Below are 18345 nucleotides of genomic sequence, written 5' to 3'. Positions count from 1 at the left end.
CCCCGGAGGAGCGGCTTTCCATCATGCGACTGATCGACGGATCAGGCCGAAAGATGCGCCTTCACCAGCGCACTGGCCTTTGCCGGATCCAGATCCGCGCCGAAACGCTCCTTCAGCGCGGCCATGACCTTGCCCATGTCCTTCATGCCAGCCGCTTCGGTCTTCTTCACGGCCTCTTCGATCCCGGCCTTGAGCTGACCTTCGTCCAGTTCCGGCGGCAGGTAGGACTTGATCGTCGCGATCTCGCCCTCTTCCTTTTCCGCCAGCTCCGGACGGCCACCCTCACGATACATCGTGGCGGACTCCGTGCGGGACTTGATCATGGAGCGCAGGGCGGAAATGATGTCCGTATCCGTCACTTCCGCGCTCTTGGCGCGAGCGGCAACGTCCAGATCCTTGATCTTGGCCGTAATCCCCCGGATCTGGGCCACCGTCTCGGACTGACCGGCCTTCATGGCTGTCTTGAGGTCGTCCATGATCTGCTTGCGAAGCGACATCGCCGTTCTCCTTCATCGGGCAACCCACAAAGGAGCGGCCCCTCATTCCTTGAATGGCGGCAAAATCGCACAAAAGCCGGTTTGCAACAATCCGGCAGCCCCTGTGGCCGCAAAACAAGCCATTCGGAAAAAACTTCCCAACCCAACTCGAACCGCAAAACAGGCAGTGGGAAAAAACTTCCCATTCCGTTTCCGATCCCTTATTCAGAGGCTTCAGAGTACATCCGGCAGCCAGCAACGGGGCGACCATGGACATCGACAGAATCATCGAAAAAGCCGGAGGCGCGGACGAGATCGCCGCTCTTGCCGGCGTCGGACTGGAAGCCGTCCGCAAGTGGCGTCAGTCCCGCATGGTCCCGACCAAGCACTGGCCAGCCCTGCTGCGCGTGCCGGGAATCGCCCTGCAGGATCTGACAGCAGACCTCACCACGACTGAAACCCAGCAAGAACAAGAAAGAGAGACGGACGTGTCCAATCCCTGCCCTCCCGGCGCCAACGCCGCCCTTGTCCTTGCCGATGGGACGGTCCTGTGGGGCCGTGGCTTCGGTGCCCACACAGACGGCGCCGTCGGTGAGCTCTGCTTCTCCACCGGCATGACCGGCTATCAGGAAACCCTGACCGACCCGTCCTTCGCCGGCCAGCTCGTGACCTTCACCTTCCCGCATATCGGCAATGTCGGCACCAACGCCGATGACAACGAGGCCCCGAAGATGGCCGCCCTCGGCGCCGTCGTGAAGGAAGACATCACCGCCCCGGCAAGCTGGCGCTCCCACGAGCCCTTCGCCGCATGGCTCCGCGATCATGGCCGTGCGGGCATCAGCGGCATCGACACCCGCGCCATCACCCGCACCCTGCGCGACAACGGCCCGCAGACCGCCATCCTCGCCTTCCCGGAACACGGCCGTATCGACACGGACAGTCTGTTGAACCGCGCCCGCCAGTGGCCCGGCCTCGAAGGCATGGACCTCGCCAAAGAAGTGACACGGCCCAAGCGCGTCTGGACCGAAGGCGTGTGGCACTCCACAAAGCCCGTGCGCGAAAACCGCCGCCGCGTGGTGGCCATGGATTACGGTGCGAAGGACAACATCCTGCGCTGCCTCGTGACCGCCGGCTGTGACGTCACCGTGCTGCCCGCCACGGCCACCGCCGAAGAAATCCTGGAACTCAAGCCCGAAGGCGTGTTCCTCTCCAACGGTCCCGGCGATCCGGCCGCAACCGGCACCTATGCCGTCCCCGCCATCCGCAAAGTGCTGGACGCAAACGTCCCCGTCTTCGGCATCTGCCTCGGCCATCAGCTTCTCGCACAGGCTCTGGGCGGCAAGACCTACAAGCTGGAGCGCGGCCATCGCGGCGCCAACCAGCCGGTCAAGGACGTCGAGACCGGCCGCGTGGAAATCACGAGCCAGAACCACGGTTTCGCCGTGGACGAGAAGTCCCTGCCCACCGATGTGAAGGTGACGCATGTGAGCCTGTTCGACGGCTCCAACGAAGGCATCGCCTCGACCACGAAAGACGCCTTCTCCGTCCAGTACCATCCCGAGGCGAGCCCCGGCCCGTCCGACAGTTTCTATCTTTTCGAGCGTTTCGTCGCGGTCATGGACCGTCGCGCCGCCAACAGCACGAACGCAGGAGCCTGAGCCATGCCAAAACGGACAGACATCTCGTCCATCCTGATCATCGGCGCTGGCCCGATCGTCATCGGACAGGCCTGCGAATTCGACTATTCCGGCGCACAGGCCTGCAAGGCCCTGCGTGAGGAAGGCTATCGCGTCATCCTGATCAACTCGAACCCCGCCACCATCATGACCGATCCCGGTCTGGCGGATGCGACCTATATCGAGCCGATCACGCCGGAATTCGTCGAGCGCATCATCCTCAAGGAAAAGCCCGACGCCGTCCTGCCGACGATGGGTGGCCAGACAGCCCTGAACGCCGCCATGGCGCTCGACAAGTCCGGCTTCCTCAAAAAGCACAACGTGGAACTGATCGGCGCGGACGCAGAGGTCATCGACCGCGCGGAAGACCGCCAGAAGTTCCGCGAAGCCATGGACGAGATCGGGATCGAAAGCCCCCGCAGCACCATCGCCCACACGCTCGAAGAAGCCCGCGCGGCCCTGGCCGATGTCGGTCTGCCCGCCATCATCCGCCCGTCCTTCACCATGGGCGGCGCTGGCGGCGGCATCGCCTACAACCGTGAAGAGTTCGACCAGATCGTCACGGGCGGCCTCGATGCCTCCCCGACAACCGAAGTCCTGATCGAAGAATCCGTCCTCGGCTGGAAAGAATACGAGATGGAAGTCGTCCGCGACACCGCGGATAACTGCATCATCATCTGCTCCATCGAGAACATCGACCCGATGGGCGTCCATACCGGTGACTCCATCACCGTCGCCCCCGCACTGACGCTGACCGACAAGGAATACCAGCGCATGCGGGACGCCTCGATCGCGTGCCTGCGCAAGATCGGCGTCGAGACCGGCGGCTCCAACGTGCAGTTCGGCGTCAACCCCGCCGATGGCCGCCTGGTCGTCATCGAGATGAACCCGCGTGTTTCCCGTTCCTCCGCACTCGCCTCGAAGGCCACCGGCTTCCCGATCGCCAAGATCGCCGCCAAGCTGGCCGTCGGCTACACGCTGGACGAACTCAAGAACGACATCACGAAAACGACCCCGGCCTCCTTCGAGCCGACGATCGACTATGTCGTCGCCAAGATCCCCCGCTTCACTTTCGAGAAGTTCCCCGGCTCCCCAGCGCTGCTCTCGACGTCCATGAAGTCGGTGGGTGAGGCCATGTCGGTTGGCCGCTCCTTCGCCGAAGCCATCCAGAAGGGCCTGCGCTCGATGGAAACGGGCCTCACCGGCCTCGATCCGGTCGAAGCCCCCGGCGATGGTTCGCACAACGCCTATCTCGCCGCCCTGGCCGAGCCGCGTCCCGAGCGCATCCTGATGGCAGCACAGGCCCTGCGCGCCGGGCTGAGCGTCGAGCAGATCAACCAGGCCTGCAAGTTCGAGCCGTGGTTCCTTCGCCAGCTCGAAGACATCGTGGCCTCCGAGCGCGAGATCGAAAAGAACGGCCTGCCCACGGACGCCTACAATCTGCGCCGCCTCAAGGCTCAGGGCTTCTCAGACGTCCAGCTTGCCCGCCTTTCAGGTCAGAGCGTCACGGATGTCGCAGCCCTGCGTGAAAAACTGGCTGTCACGCCTGTCTATCGCCGGATCGACACCTGCGCCGCCGAATTCGCGTCCGACACGCCCTATCTGTATTCGACCTATGAAGGCGGGTTCGGCACGCCGGAATGCGAAAGCCGCCCGACGAACCGCGACAAGATCATCATCCTCGGCGGGGGCCCGAACCGCATCGGTCAGGGCATCGAGTTCGACTATTGCTGCGTCCACGCCGCCTACGCCCTGCGCGAAGCCAGTTTCGAAACGGTCATGGTCAACTGCAACCCCGAGACGGTCTCAACCGACTATGACACCTCGGACCGCCTGTATTTCGAGCCCCTGACCGCCGAAGACGTGATCGCCCTGATCCGCACCGAAGCCAAGGGCGGCAAGGTTCTGGGCTGCATCGTGCAGTACGGCGGCCAGACCCCGCTCAAGCTGTCCCGCGCCCTTGAAGACGCCGGTATCCCGCTCCTCGGCACCCCTGCCGACGCGATCGACCGCGCCGAGGACCGCGAGCGCTTCCAGACCATGCTCCGCAAGCTCGGCCTGCGCCAGCCGCGCAACGGCATCGCCCGCAGCCCGGCGGAAGCCGAGAAGATCGCGGAAGAAGTCGGCTACCCGGTCGTCGCCCGCCCGTCCTACGTTCTGGGCGGCCGCGCGATGGAAATCGTCTATGACAAGCCGGGCCTCAAGCGCTACCTCAACGAAGTCCTGCGCGCCGCAGGTCCGGAAGTCTCGACCGGCCCCGTCCTGCTCGACCACTACCTCAACGACGCCATCGAAGCGGACGTGGACTGCATCTGCGACGGCGAGAACGTCTATGTTGCAGGCGTCATGGAACATATCGAGGAAGCCGGCATCCATTCCGGTGATTCCGCCTGCTCCCTGCCGCCCTACACGCTCTCCCCGGCACTGGTGACGGAACTGCGTTCGCAGACCGAAGCCATGGCCCGCGAACTGGGCATCCGCGGCCTGATGAACGTGCAGTACGCCATCAAGGACCAGGAAGTCTTCGTTCTCGAAGTGAACCCGCGTGCATCGCGGACCGTACCGTTCGTCGCCAAGGCGACCGGCGTTCCGGTTGCCAAGATCGGCGCACGCGTCATGGCGGGTGCGAAACTGACCGAGTTCCAGCTCAATGGCGGCGCGGTTTCCCCGCATGTCGCGGTCAAGGAAGCCGTCTTCCCGTTCCATCGCTTCGCCAATGCCGACACGATCCTCGGCCCGGAAATGCGCTCCACGGGCGAAGTCATGGGTCTGGATTCCAGCTTCGAGCGCGCCTTTGCAAAGTCCCAGCTTGCTGCGGGCGTAAAGCTGCCGCTTGCGGGCACGGTGTTCCTCTCGGTGCGTGAAAGCGACAAGGCGCATGTCCAGCCACTAGCCCGCAAACTTGTGGCCATGGGCTTCACGATCCTCGCCACAAGCGGCACGGCATCACGTCTGGAAGCGGCCGACATTCCCGTGCAGCGCGTGAACAAGGTGATGCAGGGCCGTCCGAACTGCGTGGATTCCATCCGCTCAGGTGATGTGCAGATGGTCATCAACACCTCGCAGGGCGGTCAGGCCGCGCAAGACAGCTACGAGATCCGTCGTAGCGCCCTAACCATGGGCGTCCCGCACTACACCACAATCGCCGGTGCCCGCGCGGCAACTTACGCCATCGCGGTCATGAAGGAAGACAATCTGGGGGTCGCCCCGCTCCAGTCCTACTTCAAGGGCGCGTTCTGACCCTTTCCGGGCTCCGTCCGGAACCGCTTTCCGAAAACGGAGAAAGCGGTTCCGGCGGTCCTTTCACCGCCCCCAGGAACCCGATAAACTGACGACAGACCGTCATGGGGACGGATTTTCAGGATCTGCGACATGATCAAGAACGCCCTCGATGGCTTCCCTCTCCAGACCGATCTGACGCTTTACCTTTCGGTCGCCGCCATACTCGCCATCGAGATCGGCATCTGGCTGACACTTCCGACCCCGCTCCTGCTGATCTTTTTCCTCGCCGTCCTGGCTCTCCAGATGAAACTGGTCTGGCGTTGCCTTGACGGGACATCGTTCCGGGCAGGGCCTGCCGGACTGGCCGTGCTGTGCATCACCCTGACGCTGGTCCATTTTCATCAGGGCGTTCTCTCATCACATGAATTGATGCGGCACTACCTGTCTCACGGCGTCATTCACAGCAACAATCCGCATACCTTCGGCGTGCCCGACCTGTGGGACACCAATGAGACATCGGTTCATATCGGCCTCGGCCAACGCTTCCTCATCAGTCTGAAGATGTCGGTCTTTTTCCTGATCGGACTGGGCGCGGCCTTCGGGTGGCTGCGCCTGTCACAGAAGCCGCTCAGTCCCCGCTGAACTCCAGAATGTCCCCGGGCTGACAGTCCAGCACACGACACAGCGCCTCAAGCGTGGAAAACCGGACGGCCTTGGCTTTCCCGGTCTTGAGGATGGACAGGTTAGCCAGCGTCAGCCCGACCCGTTCCGACAGTTCGGTCAGGGTCATGCCGCGCTCACGCAGCATCGCATCCAGGTTGACATGGATGGGCATCAGATGACCTCATCCATTTCGGACTGAAGCTGAACACCCATCTCGAAAAGTAAGGCGATAAGATAAAGCAGCCCCAGACACAGCGCGAAATCAGCAAGGTCCGAAAGAGAGGAAGTCCATGAGAATGGACCATATGTTGCAGGATCAAAGAGACTTGAAAGCACATCCCCACAAAAACCAATACAAACAAAGCAAACGATTTTTCTAAAAATATTCCAAATAATCATAGAATTATTTTGTGAAAAAATCTTTCCCAAAAGAACATTGTCAATAATACGGATAGAATTTCTGAAAATATTTTTTAAAAAATAGAGCCCAATAACTCCCATTACCAAACTGAATACGTCCTTTTCTTCCTGCGATAAAGAGTGAGGCGTCTTGTTCCACAACACGTAAAGCATCGGTGTGAGAACAAGAACGGCTGTCAACAGCACCAATTCGCTCCAGAACAACGCTGATGAGATGCCGGAGAGAAAACGCAGGATCTGACGAACACGGCGCAGGGTATCAATTTTCTTCATAATGCCTCCTTATCGAAAAACGATAAACACAGACAGCCATCATCTGCCAAGAATTTTATCGCTTTTCGATAAATAAAAATACGCCACCTTGCACAAAAGCCCCTGAAATCCTATGTTGTCTGGCTATTCATTCAATTTCAGTCACGCTTTTTCCGAGGATTTCAGAGTGCAGAAGATCCCCATGACCGCGAAGGGACAGCAGCGTCTCGAAGACGAGCTGCGGACCCTCAAGAGCGTTGACCGCCCCGCCGTCATCCGCGCCATTGCCGAAGCCCGCGAACATGGTGACCTGTCCGAAAACGCCGAGTACCACGCTGCCCGTGACCGCCAGTCCTTCATCGAAGGCCGGGTTCTGGAACTGGAAAGCATCGTCTCCAATGCCGAGGTGATCGACCCCTCGACACTGACCGGAACGCGCGTCCGTTTTGGCGCCCATATCCAGCTCGTCGATGAAGAGACCGACAAGGAAGCGCTGTATCAGATCGTGGGCGTCCATGAAGCCGACATCAAACAGGGCCTGATCTCGATTTCCTCCCCGCTGGCCAAGGCGCTGATCGGCAAGGATGTCGGTGACACCGTGTCCGTCCCCGCCCCGGGTGGGGACCGGACCTACGAAATCCTCAAGGTCTCATATCGCTGATGTCTGACGTCCTGACGTCCACCACCCCTGTCGTGACCATCGCGGATATCGAAAGCGCCCATGAGCGTATCGCGTCCACAGTGGTCCGCACGCCGACCATCGCCTGCCCGGCCCTTTCCCGGCTGACAGGCGCGGAGATTACGCTCAAGCTCGAAAACCTTCAGGCGATCGGCTCCTTCAAGGAGCGGGGAGCGGCCAACAAGATGGCCCTCCTGACGCCGGAAGAACGGGCACGCGGCGTCATTACCGTCTCGGCAGGCAATCACGCACAGGGTGTGGCCCGTCAGGCCAGTCTTCTCGGCATTGACGCCACGATCGTCATGCCGCGCTTCACGCCAGCCACCAAGGTCGCGGCAACGCAGGCCTGGAGTGCGAATGTCGTGCTCGCCGGAGACGATTTCGCGCAGGCCAGCGAAACGGCTGCCGAACTCCAGAAACAGGACGGTCGCGTTCTCGTTCACCCGTTCAATGACCCGGCCGTCATCGCCGGTCAGGGCACGGCCGCGCTGGAGCTTCTGGAAGATGCTCCGGAAATCGATACGGTCGTCGTGCCCGTGGGCGGCGGCGGTCTGATCGGTGGATTTGCCACCGTCATGGCGGCGCTTCGCCCGGATGTCGAGGTCATTGGCGTACAGGTCGAGGCCTATGCCTCGCTATCCAACTATCCGCAGGAAGACGGCCCGACGCAGGGCGGATCGACCATCGCAGAAGGGATCGCCGTCACAAGGCTTGGCGATCACTGCCTGAACGCCTTTCGCAACAAGATTTCGAAAATTCTCGTCGTCAGCGAGCTTCAGGTCGAAAGCGCCATCACGACTTTGGCCGAAAAGGCCAAGCAGGTCTGTGAAGGTGCAGGCGCGACCGGCCTTGCTGCCGTTCTGGCCTATCCGGAACTGTTCAAGGGCCGCCGTGTTGCCCTGCCCCTGTCAGGCGGCAACATCAACGCCCGCATCCTTGCCAACACGATCCTACGTTCCCTTCTGCGGGACGGGCGGATCCTGCGCCTGATTTTCCAGATCCCGGATCGTCCAGGCATGCTGGCGGACATCTCGGCCCGCATCGGCAATTACGGCGGAAACATCATTGAAGTCTCCCATCATCGCCTGTTCGCGTCTCCGTCCGTTCAGACTGCCGAACTACTGGTAATGGTGGAAGCCCGCGATACCGAACATGCCCACCAGATCGAGACCGATCTGGCACGGCATTACATCGTCCGGCGGGACTGACCTTCAGAGCCCGTCCACGATGACGACATTGTAAGGTCCGGCTTTCCAGCGATGCGCGGCGGCCTTCTGATAGGCCGGGCTCTCATACCAGGCCCGCGCCGAGGCTGCGTCCGGAAACTCGATGATCACCACACCATCGGGCTCAGTCCCTTCAAGCTTTTCCTGCTTCCCATAGGCGGCCAGGATCTTAGCTGGAAAACCCTTGAAGGTTTCCCCGACCACTTCCGAATATTTCTTGAATTCGGCCGGGTCAGTCAGTTTCTCACGAATGAATACGGCATAGGCAGGCATGGAATGCTCCCTTCTGGATGAGCCTCCATACCCGCCACAAAACCGCAGCACTTTCAGCACACAAGAGCGTGTGCTGAAGCCTCAGCGTGTTCCGAACAGACGGTCGCCCGCATCACCGAGGCCGGGAACGATATAGCCGTGCTCGTCCAGATGGCTGTCGATGGAACAGGTAACGATCTGCACATCCGGATGCAGGTCCCGGACATAGGCAATGCCTTCCGGAACAGCCAGAAGGCAGGCGAAGATCGGGTTCTTGGCTCCGGCTGCCTTCACGCGGGCCAGAGCGGCCGCCGCGGAATGACCCGTCGCCAGCATCGGATCCAGCACGATGCAGGTCCGGCCCGGAACATCGCTCGGCATGTTGAAATAGTATTCGCTGACTTCCAGCGTCTCATGGTCCCGGCGCAGACCGATATGTCCCACACGCGCGGAGGGCACGAGATCCAGCATCCCGTCCAGCAGACCGTTGCCCGCGCGCAGGATGGAGACGAAACAGAGCTTCTTGCCGTCCAGTTCCTCGCCTTCCATCGCGCCGCTCGGCGCTTCGATGTGGCGGGGAACCAGCGACAGGTTGCGCGTGGCTTCATAGGCCAGAAGCAGGCTCAGTTCGCGCGTCAGGCGACGGAAACCGGCCGTGGATGTATTACGGTCACGCAGACGGGTCAGCTTGTGGCGCACCAGCGGATGGTCGAGAACGATAGGCTGTAGCGCCTGACTCATGCTTTTTCTCCTTCGGCCGGGCGAAAATCGAGCGCCAGGCCGTTCATGCAGTAACGAAGTCCCGTAGGCGGCGGACCATCGGGGAACACATGCCCCAGATGCCCCTTGCAGTTTGCACAGTGGACTTCCGTGCGGACCATGCCATAGCGGCTGTCCTGCGTTGTTTCGACCCCTTCCGGCAAAGACCAGAAAAAAGACGGCCAGCCACTGCCGCTGTCATATTTCGTATCCGAAGAAAACAGCTCCCGCCCACAGGCCGCGCAGGCATAGGTTCCCGCACGCTTCTCATCGTTGAGAGGACTGGAGCCGGGGCGTTCCGTTCCATGTTCGTGAAGGATACGCCGCTGTTCCGGTGTCAGGCCGATGCCGCAACCACCGCCGGTCTGCCCGTTCGGGCCGCAACTCTGGGTCATGCTGGTTCTCCGGAAAATCTGAAGGACGTCTTCGGGCAATGCTTCTGTGGCGATGTATGAAAGCACGGCCGTATTTTGTCACGCATCTTAAACTGTCAGGACGCAACCTGCCGCACCTCCGCCCGTTATTCCCAACACACCAGAAGACGAAAGGATGCGATCATGAGCTCCATCGAAGACAAGATCAAAGGCGTTGCCAACCAGGTTACCGGCAAGGTCAAGGAAGAAGTCGGTCACGTCACCAACGACAAGAAGCTTGAAGGTGAGGGCGTGGCCCAGAACATCAAGGGGAAGGTCCAGCAGACCGCCGGCGATGCCAAGGATGCGGTCAAGAGCGGCATCGACAAGCTCTGAAACCGCTACCCTCATCACAATGCAACGCCCGCCTTCATGGCGGGCGTTCGCATTTGCGGGGAAAGATGGCATGATGGGAAACAGTCCCATCCCTCCTTTGCCTGCAGGAGACAGCCCATGTCCGCATCCTCAACGCTCCGTCCCGTCATGCTGGTCATTCTCGACGGCTTTGGCTGGCGCGAGGATGACTCAGACAATGCGGTCCGTCTCGCAAACATTCCGACCTTCGATCATCTCTGGGCCACGAGCCCCCATGCCTTTCTGAAGACCTCGGGCGAGGATGTCGGCCTCCCGGACGGACAGATGGGTAACTCCGAAGTCGGCCACCTCAATATCGGCGCCGGCCGGGTCGTGATGCAGGAACTGCCGCGCATCTCCCGCAGCGCCCGTGACGGCTCACTGGCGCAGAATCCCGTCCTTCTGGATTTCATCGCATCCCTGAAAGCCTCGGGCGGAACCTGCCACCTCATGGGCCTCATCTCGCCCGGCGGTGTCCACGCCCATCAGGACCATGTGGTCGCCCTTGCGAAGATCGTCAGCGAGGCCGGTGTTCCCGTCGCCGTGCACATCTTCAGCGACGGCCGCGATACGGCGCCGCGTTCGGGCAAGGAGTTCATCGGGAAGTTCCTGAAAGAACTGCCTGAAAACGTTCAGGTCGCAACCCTGAGTGGCCGCTATTACGCCATGGACCGCGACCGCCGATGGGAGCGCGTGGGCCTGGCCATCGAGGCCATCCGGGATGCGAAGGGGCCCCATGCTACGGATGCCCTTTCTGCGCTTCAGGCCAGCTATGACAGCGACAAGGGAGACGAATTCGTTCTTCCCACGGTGCTGGGGAACTACGCCGGCATGAAGGACGGAGACGGCATCCTGTCGTGCAATTTCCGCGCAGACCGCATCCGTCAGCTTCTGGACGTCCTCGTCCTGCCCGATTTTGCGGAATACGACAGTGGCCGGAAGGTGAAGTTCGCGTCTGTTTGCGGCATGTCGCGCTATTCCGATCATCTGGCTCCACATATGAGCGTCCTGTTCGCCAAGGTCGCACTCGATGACCTGCTGGGCGATGTGGTCTCCAAAGCGGGCAAGACGCAGCTCCGCATGGCGGAGACTGAAAAATATCCGCATGTCACCTACTTCCTGAATGGTGGCCGCGAAGTACAGTTCGAAGGCGAAGAGCGCATTCTGGTTCCGTCCCCCAAGGTCGCGACCTACGATCTCCAGCCCGAAATGTCTGCTCCCGAACTGACGGACAGGGCCGTTGCCGCCATCGAGAGCGGCAAATTCGACATGATCGTGCTGAACTTCGCCAATCCGGACATGGTCGGCCATACCGGCTCCCTTCCCGCTGCCATCAAGGCCTGCGAAACGGTCGATCAGGGGCTGGGCCGCATCAATGACGCGCTTGTCAAAGCCGGCGGCGTCCTGCTCGTAACGGCTGACCACGGCAACTGCGAAACCATGCGCGATCCCGTGACAGGCGGAGCCCATACCTCCCACACGCTGAACGTGGTCCCCGTCATCCTGGCCCATGCCGAGGGCGAGACCATCCATGACGGGCGTCTGGCCGATCTCGCCCCCACCATGCTGGCGCTGATGGGCATCAGGCAACCTGAAGCAATGACGGGTGTGTCCCTGCTTGAAAGCGCCTGATCCACGGCATCTCCTGCCGCTTGCCCTGATGCTGTCGCCGTCTGTCGCGACAGCCCATCATGCGTCTCATCGGCACACCCACCATACTGAAAAACAGGCGCTGACCACACCGGGCGCCGGTCCGAGCGAAGGCCAGAAAGCCCTCGCCCGGGCACAGGCTACGCGACGGGCACTGGAAAAACGTCAGGCCGAGGAGGCTGCGGCCCTGCACGCAAAGCAGATCGCCTCGGCACAGGCAGAAGCAAAAGCCCGGCAGGACAATGCGCGCACCCTTGCCTTCATGGCCCAGACCCATACCGCCCAGTCTGCTGTCGACACGACCCAGAACCGCATCCGGACGCTTCGGGCCAACATTGCGGAGCTGACGGAAAAGCAAACGGCTGTCGAAGCCGACATCCGCCGACAGAATGCGGCGCTGGAGCCTTTGCTTCCCGTCGCAGCACGTCTGTCCATCGCACCTGATGCGGCCCTGCTGGCCTCCCCCGAGACAGCATCGGAAAGCGTGACAGCCCTGTCCATTCTCGGTGGCTTCTCGCGCCTGACCCAACAACGCGCCCAGACGCTCCAGTCACGTCAGGACGAACTCCGCAGGATCAGTGACGATCTGCAGACACAGCAGAAAGAACTGGCGGACCTGTTGGCCGGACAGACCCGTGACCGCAATACCGCAGCAGCCAGGACCCGGATCGCGGCTCGGCAGGAAGCCGCGGCAGATCAGGGCGCACAGAAAGCCCGCAAGGCTGTGGCCGATGCCCTGCAGGCCGCTGCGGACCTGTCTGCAGAAATCGACGCCCTCGTCCGGCAGGAAGCACAGGCCCGCGCCGAACTGGAAAAGGAAGCCGCAGCCCTGACCCGGCAGCACCAGCTCGAACGCGCCCGTCATGCCCGCTCTCAGGCTCAGGCCCTGACTTCGGCCGGTCAGGGCGTATCCAGTTCCGGCGGTCATGCTCCGGTTTCCGGCCATGTCGCCATCCGGTGGAGACAGGCGACGGAAGCGGGTCCCGCAACCGGTATCACCTATGCCGCCCTCTCCTCGGCACCCGTACAGGCCCCCTGTACCGGCCGAGTCGAATTTGCGGGACCTTTCCGGTCTTTTGGACAGATGCTGATCCTCGATTGTGGACGTAACTACCGCTTCGTCCTCTCAGGACTGGGACAGTTGACTGTTTCCGGTGGTCAAAGCATCAGGAAAGCTGCCACACTGGGCCAGATGCCGACCGCTGACGGCATGCTTTTCGTCCAGCTCCGGCACGGCACGCAGGTCGTCAGTCCCGCGCCGTTCCTATGATCCGGTTTGCCGAGCGCGTCTGACCTTGTAGGATCGTTTCTTAATACTTTGGCAACCTGAACCGGCCTAGTCTGCCTCCGAGGCAACGACGGTCAGTACGTTCCTTCGTTCCCGAGGATGGAGATCACATGAAGTTTCGCAGTGGCCTGTTGCTGGGCACCGCCTTTCTGGCCGGACTGGCCATCGGACCGGGCGCCCTGCGTCTTGCGGGCTCCGGGGACTTTCCGGGCGCAGCCCTCGCCCGTGAAATCTCACATGACAACAGCGCGGAAACCGTCCGCCTGCTGACGCTTCTGGGGACGGTCATGGATGTGGTGAAGGCGGAATACGTCCATCCCGTGTCCGACAAGGACCTCATCAATAACGCGCTCGATGGAATGGTGGGCAATCTCGACCCCCATTCCTCCTACATGACCGCGGCACAGTTCCACGACATGCAGACCGAGATTTCGGGCAAGTTCGGTGGTCTGGGCCTTCAGGTTCAGGGTGAGTCCGGACATGTCCGCGTGGTCTCCCCGATCGACGGAACCCCGGCCGCGCGCGCAGGCATCCAGCCCGGTGATTTCATCACCATGGTGGACCACAAGAGCATCGATGACCTGACGCTCGATCAGGCCGTCCGCAAGATGCGTGGCGATCCGGGAACGAAGATCAGCCTGACGATCGTACGTCCCAAGACCGGCAAGACCCTCACCTTCGACATGACGCGTGAGATCGTGCACGTCCAGATCGTGAAATCAGCGCTTTATGGCAGCACGGGCTATATCCGACTGACCGAGTTCGATGACGATCTCGAAGGCGCCATGCATGCGGCTTTCGACAAGCTCAAGGCCCAGGCCACCAAGGCCCCCGGCGGCAAGCTGACCGGCATCATCCTTGACCTGCGCTCCAATCCGGGCGGCAAGCTTGATCAGGCCATTGCCGTCTCGGACGACTTCATCAAGGATGGTGAAATCGTCTCGATCCGTGGTCGCCATGCTGAAAACAACCAGCGCTGGGATGCGAAAGGCACGGATATCACCAATGGTCTGCCGATTGTTGTCCTGACGAATGGCGGCTCGGCCTCGGCCAGTGAAATCGTAGCCGGTGCTCTGAAGGATCATCACCGCGCCATCATCCTTGGCGAAAAGACCTTCGGTAAAGGCTCGGTCCAGACCCTCATCCCGATTGGCGATCAGGGCGCGGTCCGCCTGACCACTGCGCGTTATTACACACCGTCCGGCCGTTCCATCCAGGGTCTGGGCATCACGCCCGATATTCCCGTTGCCGAAACGAAGGACGACGACGCTTACGGATATCGCGAAGCCGACCTGTCCCACATCCTGACGAATATCGGTGGCAACCGGACGAACGAGACCCCGCGGACCGATATCCCGCCGATCGCGAAGTCCATTCCGAAAATGCCGGACGCCAGCTGGCCCGCTTTCGACGCCACGAAACCTGCAACGGATTTCCAGCTTCAGCAGGCCATCAAGGTCATCAATGCCATGGCAGGCCTTTCGAATCCGGCTCCGGCGACGGCACCGGCGACCGAGGTCAAGGCTTCCACGCCCACCGCCCCCAAACCGCCTGAAGCGCATCACTGACAAGGACATCCCGGATCGTGCAGAACCGTCCCGCCTCCAGCCATCCAGGGCTCTGGCAACGACTTCCCGTTATCGGACGCCTTCTGATCGCGTTCTGGGCCGTCCTTCTGGCGGGAGGAGCAGGGGCGACAGCCTTTCTGATGCATCAGCGCAAACCCGCTGTCATCACGAAAGCGACACCACCGGCCAGCCCGTCCCTCCCTGCGCACAACGATTCCTCGATTGCATCCACCCCGGTTCCGAAAGAGACCGCTCCACCCGCCAGAACGACAGAAGTCCAGCCATCACAGGTGGCTCATCCTGCGGCAGGATCAACCGACGTAACGCCTCCCACGCCCCCGGCTGTCATTCCCTCCAAGGCTGTTCCTCCTTCCCCTGCAACGACGTCTACTGCCGTTACACAGCAGCCCCTTCCAGCAGTCGGAACGTCTTCCGCGTCCGGTTCGCCGGAGATCGTCAGAGCAGCCCCGGTTGCCCTTCCAACGGACAAAACCGCCATCGCGATCGTATTGCAGGGCTTTGGATATTCGGATGCCCTGACCTATGACGTGCTCTCACGCATCCCCGCCCCCGTGGCGGTCGGGATCTCACCATATGTCAGCAATATCAGCGACATCATTGCGCGCGCCCATGCCAGCCATCGGGAAGTCTATGTCACCCTTCCCATGCAGAGCGCCCATCCAGAGCGGGTTGATGAAGGCCCGCATGCGCTTGGATATGGAAACTCCGCAGCCGACGACCAGCGCGAACTGGAGTGGTGCCTGTCCCGGGCCACAGGCGCAGAAGGGCTGACGGATGCGTCTGAAAACGGGGACGATCAACCGGGAGGGGGCTATGCGACGTCCCCGGATTTCGTACCGATTGCCAGTTTCATCAGCGGCAAGGGTCTGCTCTATCTGGCAGGCTCCGCACAGGACGGACGTCGCACCCGCGGGATGACGGCAACGGCCTGGATTAATGGCGATACGGATGCGGCCACTCTGGACGCCAGACTTGCAGCCCTGCTTCCGCAGGACGGAAAGCCCACGAAGATCCTGCTGATGGTTGGACCGATCACACCCGTCATGATTGAGCGTCTGGCGAACTGGCTCAGAGGACCTGCAGCAAACAGCTTCGTTCTGGTGCCCCCTTCAGCTTTTGCGGATAGCGGCACCAGCAACGATCAGGCTGCCAATTTCGTATCTTCCAGCTTGAGAGCCCCTCTGTGACTGATCCCCAGACCCTGCCCTATCGCCCGAATGTGGGAATCGCGCTTTTCAACCGGGAAGGCAGGCTGTTCATTGCCCGTCGGGCGGATCTTCCGGGAGGCGTCTGGCAATGCCCCCAGGGAGGTATCGATCAAGGCGAAACGCCTGAAGTCGCCGCCCTGCGGGAGATGGAGGAGGAAATCGGAACGCGTAACGCCTGCATTCTTGCAGAACGCGAGGGCTGGCTTTCCTATGACCTCCCGCTCACCCTGATGGGCAAAGCCCTTGGGGGGCGCTTTCGGGGACAGACCCAGAAGTGGTTCGTCATGGGCTATGAAGGACAGGATACCGATATCCGTCTGGACCTCCACGACCCAGCAGAATTCGACATCTGGGAATGGGTTGAGCCGAACGTCCTGCTGGAACGCAATCTGGGTTTCAAGAAAGCCCTCTATACGGATCTGTTGCCTGAACTGACGGCGCTTTTTCAGGCCGCCGCCAGAGACTGGGTTCGCACCAGTCGCGCATAAAGGCCGTTCTTCCTGAGAAGTTCGGCATGGGTGCCTGATTCGGCAACCGCACCGTGATCCATCACCACAATGAGATCGGCAGCCTGCACGGTGGACAACCGATGGGCCACGATCACGGTCGTCCGGCCTGAACGCAGATTTGCGAGGGCCTTCTGCACCCGTGCTTCACTCTCCGAATCCAGAGCACTTGTGGCTTCATCCAGAAGCAGGACCCGCGGATTGCGAAGCAGGGCACGTGCAAGCGCCACACGCTGGCGTTGCCCGCCAGAAAGCCGGCGACCGCCCGGCCCGACCCGCGTCTCCAGACCGGCCGGCAGATTGTCGAGAAAATCGACCGCCGCCATGGCACAGGCCTTCTCGACCTCAATGCGCGACGCAGACGGACGGCCGATCCAGATATTCTCGATTAGGGACATATCGAACAGGGTCGTATCCTGACTGACATACGCGATGGCATCGCGCAGGGATGAAAGGGTCAGATCCCGCAGATCCACCCCTTCCAGACAGATGCTGCCCTCAGTCACATCATGCAGACGCGGGATCAGGGAGAGCGCTGTGGACTTTCCAGCACCACTCGGGCCGACAAGAGCCACTGTCTTTCCCGGCTGAACATCGAAGGTCAGGTTCTTCAGACCCACACGGCCGTCTTCATAACGATAACTGACCTGCTGAAAAGCCAGATGCCCTTTCCCCGATGGCAGGGATTTCGCACCCGGTCGTTCCATCACAGCGGGAGGTTCATCAATTACGGCAAACACCCGTGACAGGCCCGCCAGCCCCTCCTGAAGAGCCGTATTGAGCGAACCCAATGCCCGGATTGGCCGCGAAGCAGTCAGAAGGGCGGCAATGAAAGCCGTAAAATCCCCCAGCGTCGCACCGCCCTGCGCAGCCCGCCAGCCGGCAAACCCCAGCACCGCGGCTACGGCGGCACCGCCAAGAACCTCAAGAACGGGATCAACGCGCGCGCGTCCTTTTGCAATCCGCAGAAACGCCGAATGCAGCAGATCGAGGGAGTGATCCACACGCGAACTTTCCCGCTCTTCCATGCGATAGATGCGGACTTGACGGGCAAGGGCAAAACTTTCGTTCAGCAAAGCAGATGTCTCGCCGATCTGTTCCTGCATCCCGCCCGAGGCGCGTCGCACTTTTTTACCCAGCTTCTGGATGGGCACAGCCGCAACCGGATAAAGCACCAGAGCGATCAGGCTCAGTTCCCAGTCCGTCACGATCATGGAAATGACCAGCCCCACCACCGTCACGGCATCGCCAAGCGCATTGACTACCCGGATCATGGCCTCCCTGATGGAAACAGCATCAGTGGTGAAGCGGGCTGCCCATTTGGCCGGAGCCTCCTTCTCGATCGTCGAGACGTCCGCCTGAAGGGAATGGGCGAACATGCGCGACTGCAACCCCCGGATCACGGCCAGAACCAGTCCCTGCACGGCGATCGTCTGCCCGTACTGGGACGCGGCCTTGAGCCCGGTCACGATCACGACAAGCGCCGGAACCTGGTACAGGATACGGGAATCATGGGCTGCGAACATATCCACGGCCCGCTTGATGACCGCAGGATAGAGCGCGGTCAGCCCTGCCATCAGGACTGTCAGAACAATCACGGAAATGATCCGTCCGACATGCTGGCGCATTTCCTCGCGCCAGATGCGTTTCATCAGGACGCGGCTGTCCGTATCGAGAGCTGTCGTTTTCGTCATATCCCGGGGTTTAGCAGG

18 protein-coding genes are annotated in these 18345 nt (G+C 61.3%); 11 read left to right on the top strand and 7 right to left on the bottom strand.

Going from position 1 to position 18345, the window contains the following annotated elements:
- Positions 1–41: 41 nt before the first annotated feature.
- The gene (locus ABF859_RS03295; RefSeq protein ID WP_415526082.1) at positions 42–497 is read right to left on the bottom strand and encodes a GatB/YqeY domain-containing protein; all 456 of its coding nucleotides are present in this window, start codon (positions 495–497) and stop codon (positions 42–44) included.
- Between the two features lie 248 nt (positions 498–745).
- Here ABF859_RS03295 and carA point away from each other — a divergent pair, with 248 nt between their 5' ends.
- From carA to ABF859_RS03280, 3 genes are all read left to right on the top strand, one after another.
- Positions 746–2134 carry a glutamine-hydrolyzing carbamoyl-phosphate synthase small subunit gene (carA, locus tag ABF859_RS03290; protein WP_415526080.1) on the top strand — a complete coding sequence of 463 codons (1389 nt, stop codon included), beginning with the start codon at positions 746–748 and terminating at the stop codon, positions 2132–2134.
- A gap of 3 nt (positions 2135–2137) precedes the next feature.
- Positions 2138–5392 carry a carbamoyl-phosphate synthase large subunit gene (gene carB, locus ABF859_RS03285; protein ID WP_415526078.1) on the top strand — a complete coding sequence of 1085 codons (3255 nt, stop codon included), beginning with the start codon at positions 2138–2140 and terminating at the stop codon, positions 5390–5392.
- Positions 5393–5524: 132 nt separating this feature from the next.
- Entirely contained in the window at positions 5525–6016 is a 492-nt protein-coding gene (locus tag ABF859_RS03280; RefSeq protein ID WP_415526076.1) for a hypothetical protein, read from the top strand.
- Here the strand turns inward: ABF859_RS03280 and ABF859_RS03275 are convergent.
- Positions 6003–6209, bottom strand: coding sequence for a helix-turn-helix domain-containing protein (locus ABF859_RS03275; protein WP_415526074.1), 207 nt, complete (start codon positions 6207–6209; stop codon positions 6003–6005). The two genes, ABF859_RS03280 and ABF859_RS03275, sit on opposite strands and share 14 nt — an antisense overlap.
- Positions 6209–6730 carry a hypothetical protein gene (locus ABF859_RS03270; RefSeq protein WP_415526072.1) on the bottom strand — a complete coding sequence of 174 codons (522 nt, stop codon included), beginning with the start codon at positions 6728–6730 and terminating at the stop codon, positions 6209–6211. Before ABF859_RS03270 ends, ABF859_RS03275 begins: the two co-directional genes overlap by 1 nt.
- Positions 6731–6896: 166 nt before the next feature.
- Here ABF859_RS03270 and greA point away from each other — a divergent pair, with 166 nt between their 5' ends.
- Both greA and ABF859_RS03260 read left to right on the top strand, forming a co-directional pair.
- The gene (gene greA, locus ABF859_RS03265) at positions 6897–7370 is read left to right on the top strand and encodes a transcription elongation factor GreA (RefSeq protein WP_415526070.1); all 474 of its coding nucleotides are present in this window, start codon (positions 6897–6899) and stop codon (positions 7368–7370) included.
- Positions 7370–8596 (top strand): threonine ammonia-lyase, encoded by a 1227-nt coding sequence (locus ABF859_RS03260; RefSeq protein ID WP_415526068.1) that lies wholly within the window; start codon positions 7370–7372, stop codon positions 8594–8596. The genes greA and ABF859_RS03260 overlap by 1 nt, the downstream gene beginning before the upstream one ends.
- 3 nt (positions 8597–8599) lie before the next feature.
- Here ABF859_RS03260 and ABF859_RS03255 read toward each other — a convergent pair whose 3' ends face one another.
- The 3 genes from ABF859_RS03255 to msrB all read right to left on the bottom strand — a co-directional run bounded on the left by ABF859_RS03255 (position 8600) and on the right by msrB (position 10020).
- On the bottom strand, positions 8600–8887 hold the full coding sequence (locus tag ABF859_RS03255; protein ID WP_062457645.1) for a DUF1330 domain-containing protein: 288 nt from the start codon (positions 8885–8887) through the stop codon (positions 8600–8602).
- Between the two features lie 81 nt (positions 8888–8968).
- Positions 8969–9607, bottom strand: a complete 639-nt coding sequence (upp, locus tag ABF859_RS03250) for a uracil phosphoribosyltransferase (protein ID WP_415526066.1) — start codon at positions 9605–9607, stop codon at positions 8969–8971.
- Positions 9604–10020 carry a peptide-methionine (R)-S-oxide reductase MsrB gene (msrB, locus tag ABF859_RS03245; RefSeq protein ID WP_415526064.1) on the bottom strand — a complete coding sequence of 139 codons (417 nt, stop codon included), beginning with the start codon at positions 10018–10020 and terminating at the stop codon, positions 9604–9606. Before msrB ends, upp begins: the two co-directional genes overlap by 4 nt.
- Before the next feature lie 162 nt (positions 10021–10182).
- Here msrB and ABF859_RS03240 point away from each other — a divergent pair, with 162 nt between their 5' ends.
- The 6 genes from ABF859_RS03240 to ABF859_RS03215 all read left to right on the top strand — a co-directional run bounded on the left by ABF859_RS03240 (position 10183) and on the right by ABF859_RS03215 (position 16615).
- Positions 10183–10374 (top strand): CsbD family protein, encoded by a 192-nt coding sequence (locus tag ABF859_RS03240; RefSeq protein ID WP_415526062.1) that lies wholly within the window; start codon positions 10183–10185, stop codon positions 10372–10374.
- Positions 10375–10491: 117 nt separating this feature from the next.
- Positions 10492–12024 carry a 2,3-bisphosphoglycerate-independent phosphoglycerate mutase gene (gene gpmI / locus ABF859_RS03235; RefSeq protein WP_415526060.1) on the top strand — a complete coding sequence of 511 codons (1533 nt, stop codon included), beginning with the start codon at positions 10492–10494 and terminating at the stop codon, positions 12022–12024.
- Positions 12011–13312 carry a murein hydrolase activator EnvC family protein gene (locus tag ABF859_RS03230; protein ID WP_415526058.1) on the top strand — a complete coding sequence of 434 codons (1302 nt, stop codon included), beginning with the start codon at positions 12011–12013 and terminating at the stop codon, positions 13310–13312. The genes gpmI and ABF859_RS03230 overlap by 14 nt, the downstream gene beginning before the upstream one ends.
- A gap of 128 nt (positions 13313–13440) precedes the next feature.
- Entirely contained in the window at positions 13441–14898 is a 1458-nt protein-coding gene (locus ABF859_RS03225; protein ID WP_415526056.1) for a S41 family peptidase, read from the top strand.
- A gap of 17 nt (positions 14899–14915) precedes the next feature.
- Positions 14916–16106, top strand: a complete 1191-nt coding sequence (locus ABF859_RS03220; RefSeq protein WP_415526054.1) for a divergent polysaccharide deacetylase family protein — start codon at positions 14916–14918, stop codon at positions 16104–16106.
- Positions 16103–16615, top strand: coding sequence for an RNA pyrophosphohydrolase (locus tag ABF859_RS03215; RefSeq protein ID WP_415526052.1), 513 nt, complete (start codon positions 16103–16105; stop codon positions 16613–16615). The genes ABF859_RS03220 and ABF859_RS03215 overlap by 4 nt, the downstream gene beginning before the upstream one ends.
- Here ABF859_RS03215 and ABF859_RS03210 read toward each other — a convergent pair.
- A complete protein-coding gene (locus tag ABF859_RS03210) occupies positions 16573–18327 on the bottom strand; it encodes an ABC transporter ATP-binding protein (protein WP_415526050.1) in 1755 nt (584 codons plus the stop codon). The two genes, ABF859_RS03215 and ABF859_RS03210, sit on opposite strands and share 43 nt — an antisense overlap.
- Positions 18328–18345 lie beyond the last annotated feature (18 nt).

The sequence above is a fragment of the Gluconobacter sp. genome, assembly GCF_047722525.1.
Taxonomy (GTDB): Bacteria; Pseudomonadota; Alphaproteobacteria; order Acetobacterales; family Acetobacteraceae; genus Gluconobacter.
The sequence above is the reverse complement of the archived record's forward strand: the minus strand, read 5'-3'. Positions and strand labels throughout refer to the sequence as shown.